The sequence below is a fragment of the Psychrobacter celer genome (assembly GCF_016107555.1).
Classification (GTDB): Bacteria; Pseudomonadota; Gammaproteobacteria; order Pseudomonadales; family Moraxellaceae; genus Psychrobacter; species Psychrobacter celer.
Window position 1 is genome coordinate 41,409 of sequence record NZ_JABASU010000021.1, and the last position, 12,137, is coordinate 53,545.

General features: G+C 47.7%; 7 protein-coding genes. 3 read left to right on the forward strand and 4 right to left on the reverse strand.

Annotation, left to right across the window (positions count from 1 at the left end):
- Nucleotides 1-92: 92 nt before the first annotated feature.
- Nucleotides 93-2,309 (forward strand): carboxy terminal-processing peptidase, encoded by a 2,217-nt coding sequence (locus JFC05_RS09860; RefSeq protein ID WP_198336778.1) that lies wholly within the window; start codon nt 93-95, stop codon nt 2,307-2,309.
- Nucleotides 2,310-2,859: 550 nt separating this feature from the next.
- Here the strand turns inward: JFC05_RS09860 and JFC05_RS09865 are convergent.
- Nucleotides 2,860-3,345: an FKBP-type peptidyl-prolyl cis-trans isomerase gene (locus tag JFC05_RS09865; protein ID WP_198336771.1), complete on the reverse strand. Its 486-nt coding sequence runs from the start codon at nt 3,343-3,345 to the stop codon at nt 2,860-2,862.
- A gap of 346 nt (nt 3,346-3,691) precedes the next feature.
- Here JFC05_RS09865 and JFC05_RS09870 point away from each other — a divergent pair, with 346 nt between their 5' ends.
- Nucleotides 3,692-5,704 (forward strand): M61 family metallopeptidase, encoded by a 2,013-nt coding sequence (locus JFC05_RS09870; protein WP_198336772.1) that lies wholly within the window; start codon nt 3,692-3,694, stop codon nt 5,702-5,704.
- 110 nt (nt 5,705-5,814) lie between these two features.
- Here JFC05_RS09870 and copM read toward each other — a convergent pair whose 3' ends face one another.
- Nucleotides 5,815-6,684, reverse strand: coding sequence for a CopM family metallochaperone (copM, locus tag JFC05_RS09875; RefSeq protein WP_198336773.1), 870 nt, complete (start codon nt 6,682-6,684; stop codon nt 5,815-5,817).
- Nucleotides 6,685-6,791: 107 nt separating this feature from the next.
- Nucleotides 6,792-7,424, reverse strand: coding sequence for a pseudouridine synthase (locus JFC05_RS09880; protein WP_198336774.1), 633 nt, complete (start codon nt 7,422-7,424; stop codon nt 6,792-6,794).
- 507 nt (nt 7,425-7,931) lie between these two features.
- Here JFC05_RS09880 and icd point away from each other — a divergent pair.
- The gene (icd, locus tag JFC05_RS09885; RefSeq protein WP_100748861.1) at nt 7,932-9,191 is read left to right on the forward strand and encodes an NADP-dependent isocitrate dehydrogenase; all 1,260 of its coding nucleotides are present in this window, start codon (nt 7,932-7,934) and stop codon (nt 9,189-9,191) included.
- Between the two features lie 182 nt (nt 9,192-9,373).
- On the opposite strand, the gene JFC05_RS09890 is transcribed toward icd, so the two are convergent.
- Complete coding sequence (locus JFC05_RS09890; RefSeq protein WP_198336775.1) at nt 9,374-11,593, reverse strand: NADP-dependent isocitrate dehydrogenase; 2,220 nt, start codon at nt 11,591-11,593, stop codon at nt 9,374-9,376.
- Nucleotides 11,594-12,137: the final 544 nt, after the last annotated feature.

Consider the following 12,137-nt stretch of genomic DNA (forward strand, 5'->3'; position numbering starts at 1 on the left):
ACAGAGAGGGTATCAAGATAGCAGCAGAGCAAAGCCTTCTGGATTTTTACAATAACGATATTATTACTCACTTAAAAAACTAGGTATATATGATGAAAAAACAACCAGCACAGTGGTTACTCAGTGCAGTGTCAGTGGGCATCGCCGGTATTATTTTAACCCAAAGCTATAGCACTGCTGTGGCAGAGACCAGCACCGAAGGCTTTGTACCGACGCCTGAACAAAAAGTCACCACGCGCCAAGTCGCCGCCTTGCTAGATCGGAGTCATTATCTCAATCAGCCACTCGATAGCAAAATGGGTAGCGAGATTTTATCGATGTATATCGATAGCCTAGACCCCAATCACACCTTATTTTTGCAATCTGATGTCGATGAGTTTAAGAAAAAATACGCCGACGAGTTTGGCGCACGCCTCAAGCGCGGAGATTTGTCGGCGGGGGTAGAGATATTTGAGCGTTATCGCAAGCGCTCAAGTGAGTACTTCGCCATGGCAAGTAAAATGCTCAAGACCGATATTGATTTGACAGGTGATGAGACCATCGTTTTAGACCGTGAAAAGCTTGGGCATTTTAAGACCAAAAAAGAGCAACGTGACTATTGGACGCGGCAGCTAAAATTTCAACTGATCAGCATCACCTTGGGGCAAGAAGACGAAAAAGCCAAAGAGCAGGTGTTTTTAAACAACCCCGATATCACGCGTGGTCAAGACCTCGTCCGTGATGACAAACGCACACCAAGTGAGATATTACTCAAACGTCTCACACGTCAGCAAGAGCAGTTTAAACGTCTCAAAGACGATGAAATCATGGAGACGATCTTAAATACAGCGATGCTGACTTATGACCCACACAGCAACTATTATGCGCCTATTCAAGCGACTGAGCTGCAAATTCAGTCAAGCTTGCAACTAGAAGGCATCGGTGTATCGATTCGCCCAGATCGCAAAAACCCAGACTATACGCGTATTGTCACGCTAGTCGATGGTGGCCCTGCAGCCAAAACTGGTCAGATAAAACCCAATGATTTGATCGTCGGTATCGCCAAAGACGGCAAAAACATGACCGATGTGGTCGGCTGGTCGACGCGAGAGATTGTCAGTTTGATTCGCGGTAAGCGCGGTACCTCAGTGACTCTCAAACTACGCCAGCCCAATACGCCAGACTCAAGTGCTCGCACCGTGACGGTGGTGCGCGATATCATTCAACAAGAAGAGTCGGGCGTCAAGCAGCGCGTCGTCGAAGTACAGCGTCCTAATATTGACAAAACGTCCAAACGTATCGGTGTACTTGAGATACCAAGTTTTTATCTCAATTATCGCGCACGGCGCAATGGCGAAGACTATCGCAGCGTCAGTATCGATACCGAAAAGGCGCTAAAAGCCCTTAATAAAGAAAATATCGATGGACTTGTGGTGGATTTACGCAACAACCCTGGCGGCTCTTTGGATGAAGTGGCCAAGATGCTGGGCTTTTTTATCAAGAGCGGGCCGCTCGTGCAGATTCGTGACAACCGTGGCAACATCCAAGTCTACCGCGACAACGATGGCGGCGAGCAGCTGTATGATGGCAAAATGGTGGTACTGACCAACTTAGCATCTGCCTCGGCCAGCGAAATCTTTGCTGCCGCTATCCAAGACTACGGACGCGGACTGGTCATTGGTAGTACGACCACCGGTAAAGGCTCTGCTCAAATCCAGCTTGATAGTCTAGCGCTTGGGACAGCGACCTTGACCCAGCGTAAGTTTTATCGTGTGACGGGCGGCAGTACGCAAAACAAAGGCGTCGTCCCAGATATCGAGCTGGTCAATATCTATGATGATGCGACCTTTGGTGAGCGCTCGCAGAAAAAAGCTCTGCCTTGGGACACCATCAAAACAGCGCCGTACAAACCTGAGGGCAAGTTTAGCAGCGACACCTTGGCGACACTTAATCAACAATCCAAGATTCGCCAACAGCAAAACCCGCAGTTCGTTTATCTCTCAACGCTCAATGATATCCGTGATATGGAAGATGAGAAAAAACCCATTCGCTTAGATATCAATAGCCGCCGCGCCAAGATGCAGCTGATCGAAAAACGCTCGCTTGAGGCAGAAAACAAGCGTCTGATTGCAACGGGCGAAAAGCCTTATAGTGATTGGAATACCTATCAAGCGGCGATGGATGCAAAGTTTGAAGAGCGCAGTCAGATGAAAGCCAATGAGCGCCCAGAGCTGCCAGAGGATGAAGCCTTTATCAATGAAGCTGCCTATATCATGCTAAGCGCAGAACCAAAGCAGCTGCTGAGCCCTAAAGAGGTGCTAGAGAAATGACGAGTGCTATCGAAACAACAATAGTATGTAAGCATATGCTTACACCGATTGACGTTTCGACCTCTTACTAACGATAGGGCAATCTGCGATTATAACTGTACGGCACGATTGAACGGAACGGTTCATGGATACTAGGGATTGGTATCTTAAAGGTCGCATCAGGGATAGGTGGTTTGCTGATTAGGGATGATAGGAATGATAAGGCTGGATGCCTGTCAGTTATGAGATACCCCGGGATTAGGTATTTGATAACATTAACATGGATGGTTAGTGATAAAAGCCGCATAATGCTTGTCGTTATGCGGCTTTGTTACGTCTAAAGGATGGCGATTTAGTGGTAAGCCATTGCGCCGCTCTCAATGACACTTGGGCTAGCATGGTTCGGTCAGCTGCCCATAACGCTGCTCCCACAAACGTACCGTATAAACGAGCAGGCACAAAACAGCAGGCATAAAAAAAGCCGACTCAATTGAGTCGGCTCTGTTGGCCAGTTGGCTGATGTATCTCATAGCCACCAAACCTTTTACTGCTTACCAAATGCAAGTAGCGATTAGTGCTGAACGCCACCAGCGCCATGTACATGGCCGTGGTTTAGCTCGTCTTCAGTGGCAGCGCGCACTTCTTGAATCTCAACATCAAACGTCAAACGCTTACCAGCCAATGGATGGTTGGCATCAACAGTGACTTCTTTGTCGTTTACTGCCGTGACGGTCACTAGCATCACTTGGCCACCCGCTTCTGACTGGAACTGCATACCAGGCTGAATATCGTCGACACCTTGGAAGTTTTCACGTGGCACATGCTGTACCGCTTGCTCTTGGTACTCACCGTAGCCGTCAGCAGGCTCTACGACAGCGTTTACTTTTTCGCCAGCAGATTTGCCTTCTAGTTGGTTTTCTAGACCTGGAATGATATTGCTGTGACCATGTAGATAGGCAAGTGGTTGACCTTCTGGTGACTGGTCAAGGATGTTGCCTTCGTCGTCTTTTAGCGTGTAATTGAATGTGACGGCGGTGTCTTTTGCGATAGTAGTCATAAAATATCCTAAATATATCGATGTAAAAAATTAAATACGGTTGCAATAAACCTAAAAAAGCCAATCAGCCAGCCAAATAGCCACGTCATTAGTCAATTATCATCAGTTTATTTCGGTTTATAAAAGTAACTTTAGCAGTTAGCATCTTTAATTGAGATGGCTTTGATAACTTTCAAGGCAAAAAACAGAAAAAATGCCAATTAATCACGTTAAATAGCTATTTTTTTTGAAATATAAACGGATGGACTCGCCAGATGCCTGAACGCTCCAGTATAAAACGTTTGCCAGTTGCGTTTTGTCTGTCGGGCTTCTACCATAATGATAACCATAAAAATGAGACAAGAAAATGACACAGATTACCTCAAAGACCAATGAGCAGCCAGCCAACTATGATGTCAACGTACAGAGTACAGCAGACATCGATATTCGTTATCGTTTTGGTTTTACCCGTTTTGCTGAGCATTTGGTGGATGTGACGCTGAGCTTTACCGCCAGCACTGATGCGCCGCAGCTTTGGCTACCTGCGTGGATACCAGGCAGCTACTTGATGCGCGAGTTTGCTCGCAATATCACCGCTGTCCATTATCAGGTGCTAGATGAGCAGGATACAGCTCTTGATACGTCGTCACAGCCTTATCGTGGCCAAAAAATAGACAAGCATACATGGCAGCTCCCGCAGATAAAAGCAGGGCAGAGCGTCAGCGTTCAGTATGAGGTCTACTGTTATGATCTGTCGGTGCGTACCGCCTACGTCGATCAGCAGCGACTGTATGGCAATTTTACCTCGCTTGCATTGGCTGTTGAAGGGCAAGAGCAGCAAAAGCTGCAAGTGAGTCTTATCGTTCCTGCAACGTTTTTGGCAGATAAGGATGAGGCGCGTGTTTGTCTGGCGATAGGCGTGGACTACACAGAGCTGCAGCTAGAGGGGCAGCTGTGCTTTGCGCTACAAGTGCCCAGCTATCATGACTTGATTGACTATCCGTTTGAGATTGCCGAGCAAGATAGGTTTGATTTTATTATTCAAGACAGCGCGCATCAGACGCTACGTCACCGTTTTTATCTGTCAGGCAAGCACAGCAGCAATATGGGCAGGTTGCAGCAGGACATCACCCAGATCTGTCAGAGCTATGTAGACTGGCTAGGCGATGCACCTTTTGCAGATTATACCTTTATGACCTTTGCCAGTGGGCAGGACTATGGCGGGCTTGAGCATATCAATTCTACCAGCCTGATCACCCCGCGCCGCGACCTGCCAAGTGTCGATGAGCCAAAAATACCCAGCAGCGATTATCAGCGTTTTTTGGGCTTGTGTAGTCATGAGTACTTTCATGCATGGTGGGTCAAGACGGTGCGCCCCGATGTGATGCTCGAGGTTGATTTACGAAAGGAGGCCTTTACGCCTTTGCTATGGGTGTTTGAAGGATTTACCTCTTATGTGGACGACTTTATGCTGCAAGCATCAGGTGTTATCGATAAAGCCAGCTATCTTAAACTGCTGGCTGAGCAAATCAATCGCTACTACCAGACGCCAGGGCGTGCATATCAGAGCGTGGCTGAGTCGAGTTTTGATGCTTGGATTAAGCTGTATCGCAATGATGAAAACACAGGTAACGCAGGTATCAGCTATTATAATAAAGGCGCCTTGGTGGCGCTTTGTTTGGATCTGACTTTGCTTGAGAAAACCAAGGGACGCTATCGCTTGTTTGATGTGATACAGGCATTCTATCGACAGGCCAAGCAAAATGACAAGAAGCGCATCGGTATCAGCAGTGCCGATATGGGCGCGGTCATCAGTCAGTTTATGTCGCTTGATGTCTGGCAGGACTTTGAGCGCCGCTACGTCAATGGCGTTGAGGCGTTGCCGATACAGAAATTGCTGAGTGCCAATGGTATCAAGTTACATGTCAATAGTAAGGAGACGGTGGACAAGCACATGCCTTGGGGTATGCGCTGTAGCGACACCCCAGCAGGCCTCAAAGTCAATCGAGTCCTGCGCGGTAGTGCAGCGGCGCGTGCGGGTATCTCCGCCCATGATGTGATCGTCGCCATCGACGGTATCAAAGCCGATGCCAAACAGCTATCGTCTCTGAGTACGTCTGCGCGCAAGATTGACTGTCATTTGTTTCGCCGAGATGAGCTGATGTCGGTCACCGTATTACCCAAAGCGGCCGCTGAGAAGAAAAATGCAGCGGCAGATATTGAGCAAAATGGCCTTTATCAAGACAGCCTCCGTCAAGATTGCACTTATAAAGTCACTTTGCATCTTGCAACACCCACGAGCGCATCGCCCAGTGATGAGGCGGCATCGCCGACCCAGGCAGGCTGGCATACATGGCTAAATGTGTGGGCAGATAGGTAGGCTAAAGTCGCCCTTTCGTTGTTTGAGAGTAGATTAGAGGCTAAGGGCTGTTCGCTGTGTCGCCAGAGAGAGGCTTGGTGACACAGCTGGCTTGCTATGTTTGTGTGTATTTACGACTCACCATCTTTGGCGGGTGCTGTAGCCGGCTCCTTAGACGGCTGAGATTGAGACGGTTGAGCATGATCGTCTGACGCCTCAGTCGTAGAGTCCGCATCTGCATTGGTATTTGTCTCAGCGGCGTCCGCGCTACGGCTTGCAATCCAGTTTTGCATCAGCTCAATCTCAGCTTGCTGGGTGTCGATGATACTTTGTGCCAACTGGCGCATCTCTTCGTCAGTGCCGTACTTGAGCTGTACGTTGGCCATATCTACCGCGCCGATATGATGCGGCAGCATACCGCGAGCAAACGCCATGTCTGGCTGCGGGTCGGCGATACCAAGCACCATATCACCGTGTAAGACATCCATGCTTCTGGCATAGGCCTGCTGCATGGCTTCTGTGTGCGGGTTGGTTTTGACGGTGTCGGGATGGCTGGCAAGCCATTTATTTAACGTATCAATCTCTGGCTGCTGGGCATCAATGACGTTTTGCGCCAGTTGCCGCATGCTATCATCTGTCCCGTATTTTAGCTGGATCTTTGCCATCTCGATCGCTCCGCGATGATGACCAAGCATGGCTTTGGCAAACGCGGTATCAGGATCGTTATAACCCATACCGATCATCATCTCATCGTGCATACGCGTCATCGCCCTCGTATAGTCTCTGAGCATATCGGTCATTTGTGCTTCGTTTGCTGCATCTTCTTTAGCCAGCACATCGTTCGTTTGCGCATCAGATGGATTGATCTCTAGGTCGGTCACGGGCGGCGTTGCGGTATCGCTAGACGTCGCCTCATCCTCAGTCGCCGGCTGACAGGCACTTAATATCAGCGCAGCAGCAATACTGATGGCAAGCAAAGAAAAGCGACGAGAAGCAATCATGACATATTCCTATTATAAAGCGGCAATGATAAAAGATGAGTGATGAGATAATATCCGTAATGTGCTGAATCTTAACAGATAAACCTTACCAGTTCGAGATATGATGTTTAGAGCGTGTGCCCAATCCCTAATTGTCGACAGCGCTCGTCATTTAGATGAATACGGACAAACTCACCGACCCCCAAACGCCCTAACTCAAACCCTGCAACAGACCAGCGTATCAAACGCAGACAAGGCAGACCTACATGAGCGGTCATACGCCTGACTTGGCGGTTTTTGCCTTCGTAGATGGTCAGCATTAGCCAAGACGTTGGGACGTTTTTGCGCTCACGTATCGGTGGGTTGCGGGGCCATAAATCTATTGGCAAGTCCGCCTCTGTGACCATCTGGGCGAGCGCAGGTAAAGTTTTACCGTCCTTTAAGTGCACGCCTTTGCTCAGGGCTTGTAGCTGTGCAGGCGTTGCGATCCCCTCGACCTGTACCAAATAGGTCTTGCCTTGCTTATGCTTGTCTTTTTCAAAGCTCGCCGCCGATGGTGGCTGGGTAATGGCTTTGTTGACGCGGCCATCACTGGTCAAGATCAGTAGCCCCTCTGAGGTTGCATCAAGCCGGCCCGCCACTCGCAGCGACTTATCGGTAAAGTATGGCGATAGGGTGGCGTGGTCATTATTACTGTCGTCACGGAACTGACTTTGCACCCCATAAGGCTTATTGAACAAAATGAGACTAGAGCTCGGCATGGTGTAAGCATTCCTAAAATAAACTGATAAAGCGGTCAAAGGGCACTATGAAGTATAAAACAAGTATAAAAATTGCCGCTTGTAACCGTTGATGTGGTATCGGTTTTGAGTGCTGCGACTATAACACCGTCCCATTAGCGAATAAATACCATGTTATTATTATGGTTTTATATCTTTGATATCCCGATAGGCGCTATAGTCAATCCGGTATAAAAATAATCTGATAGCCACGTATCCGATTTTAAACGATAAATGGCGAAGCAGCATACAGTAACACCTCATCAAAACCCTAGCATATAACGCCTTTTGATTTGTTAATACTGTATAAACTATCTTTATAATTATGCTCGTTATGGGCCAATTGTGTTTTTATCCTCTATGGTTTAGGCAAGTTTTGCAGTATGGTAAATGACATAAGGCGTTACTCATCAGATTGGCAAAATTACGATAAATAACCAAGATATATAATTAAATAACTCATAATTAAATCATTAAGGAGTGTTACCCATGTCCTACGATAAAGTGATCGTCCCAAGAGACGGCGAAAAAGTCACGGTAAATGCTGACTTGTCTTTAAATGTGCCCAATCATCCGATTATCCCTTTTGTTGAGGGTGATGGTATCGGAGTCGATATCACGCCTGTGATGATAAAGGTCGTCAATGCAGCAGTAGACAAGGCTTATCATGGCAAAAAATCCATCATTTGGATGGAAACCTATCTCGGCGAAAAAGCGGCAAAAGTATACGATGGGGATTATTTGCCCAATGAGACGCTGGAGATTTTAAAAGACTATGTCATCAGTATCAAAGGACCATTGACGACCCCAGTGGGCGGTGGTTTTCGCTCGCTCAACGTCGCGGTACGCCAAGAGCTCGACTTGTATGTGTGCCAGCGCCCCGTGCGCTGGTTTGAAGGGGTGCCAAGCCCAGTGCAGCACCCCGAGCTGACAGACATGGTGATCTTCCGCGAAAACTCAGAAGATATCTATGCTGGCATCGAATGGAAGGCGGGCAGTGATGAGGCTAAAAAAGTCATTAAGTTTTTAAAAGAAGAGATGGGCGTCACCAAGATTCGCTTCGATGATGACTGCGGTATCGGCATCAAACCTGTCTCAAAAGAAGGCTCGCAGCGCTTAGTGCGTAAGGCCATCCAGTATGCCATCGACAATGATTTGCCTAGTGTCACCTTGGTGCACAAGGGCAATATCATGAAATTTACCGAAGGCGCGTTCAAGGATTGGGGCTATGAGCTTGCCGCCGAGCGCTTCGGTGCCGAGCTATTGGATGGCGGGCCTTGGATGACGATGAAAAACCCAAAAACAGGCAATGACATCGTCATAAAAGACGTCATCGCTGATGCCTTTTTGCAGCAAATCCTCATGCGCCCTGCTGATTATTCGGTGGTGGCAACGCTCAACCTAAACGGCGATTATATATCCGACGCCCTCGCAGCAGAAGTGGGCGGCATCGGTATCGCACCAGGTGCCAATAAAGGCGGCGCAATCGCGGTTTATGAAGCGACGCATGGTACTGCACCCAAATACGCTGGACAAAACAAAGTCAACCCAGGGTCGCTCATCTTATCAGCTGAGATGATGTTACGTGACATGGGCTGGACGGAAGCGGCTGATTTGATCATCAGCGGCATCCAAGGCGCTATCGCTAATAAGACAGTGACCTATGATTTTGAGCGGTTGATGCCAGATGCCATTTTGCTGAGTACTTCTGAATTTGGTAAAGCCATTATCAAGCACATGCACGCTTAAGCGTCGGGGCATGTCTGCAACTTAATCAATGCTCTTTACATAAGGGCGCATCCTAAAAGTAAGCATAAAAAAACACCCCTGAGATTTCAGATCTAAGGGGTGTTTTTTATGCTAAAAGTGGGCGTAAAGGCTTAAATACATCCTTTACGCCCAGCGCTCAGGCATATCAGCGGCGCATCAGATTATAATGAGGCGATCGCTTCGTTGAACAACGTGCTTGGACGCATCACTTGCTCAGCCAGTTTTTCATCAGCTAAATAGTAACCTTTGATATCTACCGACTTGCCTTGGGCATCATTCAACTCTTTGATGATGGCCGCTTCGTCACGCTGTAGTTGTTCTGCCAGCGGTGTAAACTGCGCTTTTAGCTCGCTATCTTTGTCTTGAGCCGCCAGCTCTTCTGCCCAGTACATCGCTAGGTAGAAGTGGCTGCCACGGTTGTCAATCTCGCCTGTCTTGCGCGAAGGTGACTTGTTGTTTATTAGTAGTTTTTCTGTGGCTTTGTCGAGGGTATCTGCCAATACTTGCGCTTTGGCATTGTTGTCGTTTTTGGCCAAATGCTCCAAAGATTCGGTCAAGGCTAAGAACTCGCCTAGTGAGTCCCAGCGCAAATGGTTTTCTTCTACCAACTGCTCGACATGCTTTGGTGCTGAACCGCCTGCACCTGTCTCAAACAAACCGCCGCCTTTCATGAGTGGTACGACCGATAGCATCTTGGCACTGGTACCAAGCTCTAAGATAGGGAACAAATCTGTTAAGTAATCACGCAAGATGTTACCAGTAGCAGAGATGGTGTCTAGACCGCGAGCGACGCGCTCTAAGGTATAACGCATGGCGCGAACCTGCGACATGATCTCGATATGTAGGCCATCGGTGTCATGGTCTTTTAGGTACATTTTGACTTTTTTGATCAGCTCGTTTTCGTGCGGACGGTATGGGTCTAGCCAGAAGATCACAGGTGTGTCTGACTCGCGAGCACGGCGTACGGCCAGTTTGACCCAGTCTTGGATCGGGGCATCTTTGGTCTGACACATGCGCCAGATATCGCCTTTTTCGACGGCTTGCTCCATGAGGACTTCACCAGTATCCACATCTACGATACGCGCGATACCAGCGTCGCTTGACTCAAAGGTCTTGTCGTGTGAGCCGTATTCTTCAGCTTTTTGAGCCATGAGGCCGACGTTTGGTACTGTACCCATGGTGGTTGGGTCAAAGTTGCCATGCCATTTGCAGAAGTTGATCATTTCTTGATAAATACGCGCAAAGGTAGACTCTGGCATGACCGCTTTACAGTCATACATTTTGCCATCTGCGCCCCACATCTTACCGCCTGAGCGAATCATCGCAGGCATTGAGGCATCGACGATCACATCGCTTGGTGAGTGGAAGTTGGTGATGCCTTTTGATGAGTCAACCATCGCCAGACGTGGACGATGCACTTGACAAGCATGCAAGTCGCGCTCAATCTCTTCTTGTAGAGAGGTTGGCAGCTCTTTGATTTTGTCGTAAAGTGATGCCATACCGTTATTGACGTTGATGCCTAACTCATCAAAGAGCGCACCATGTTTTTGAAAAGCGTCTTTATAATACGTTCTGACCGCATGACCGAAGACGATTGGATGCGAGACCTTCATCATCGTCGCTTTTACGTGCAATGAAAATAAGATACCTGCTTCGCGGCAGTCTTCCATTTCGCGCTCATAAAACTCAAGTAGCGCTTTTTTGCTCATAAACATCAGATCGATGACTTCTTTGTCCAACAAAGCAATCTCTGGCTTTAGGACTTTGGTGGTGCCATCTTCGAGCAACAGCTCCATACGTACGGTACGAGCCTTGTCGAGGGTCATCGATTGCTCGCCGTCATAAAAGTCGCCGCTGTGCATGTGTGAGACGTGAGTGCTTGACCACTGTTTCCACTCACCCATTGAGTGCGGATGCTTACGTGCGTAGTTTTTGACCGCTTTTGGCGCGCGGCGATCAGAGTTACCTTCACGCAGTACGGGGTTGACCGAGCTACCTAGTGCTTTGCCGTAGCGCTTACGGATACTTTCTTCTTCCTCAGTTTTTGGCTCATCAGGGAAGTCAGGTAGGGCATAGCCTTTGCTTTGTAATTCCTTGATAGCGGCTTTTAGCTGCTGTACTGAGGCACTGATGTTCGGCAGTTTGATGATGTTGGCGTTTGGGTCTTGGGTTAGGCGACCTAGCTCTGCGAGGTTGTCAGGTACGCGCTGCTCCTCAGTGAGGTACTCAGGGAATTCGGCCAACACACGCGCGGCCACAGAGATATCGCTGATATCGACAGAGACGCCTGCTGTATTGGTAAAGGCTTTGACAATCGGCAAGAATGATAAGGTCGCCAGCGCTGGGGCTTCGTCAGTTTTTGTATAAATAATTTTTGACATATTAGTAGAATATTCCTATAGGCTGTAGTGAATAATAAAGCTCAAATATAATGCTACAAATCGTTAAACGACATATCGTTAAATAATACTATGCAATAGCAAACGCTATGGTTCGATCCCGTACATTATATGTAGTCTCTTGCAATGGTTGAGGCTACTTAAGTTTCTTGTTGCTGTTGGCTAGCCTTTATAACCGTAGTGGCTAGCTTTGATTGGTTTTTATTCAAAAGGCGCTTGCAATGATGATATCACCATCTAAAAAAAGCGACCTAAAAGCAAATGGCTAAGAGTATATTATAAAGGATCCACTATAAATTCGATACGGTGTCAATCCTATATCATGAACTAAGTATACTATTTTCGCTTATGTCCTATGCAACAGAATTATATTAAGCTAAGAACAGCGTTATTCTACCAGTCATCCGCTTTTATATCATCCCTTCCCAGCGATTACTGTCATTTCATGGGTGCTTACCCGTTATCAATTAAACCCCACTCTCAACTTCGAAAGTGATTGAAAAAAGAAGAGCACCTCACTAATCTA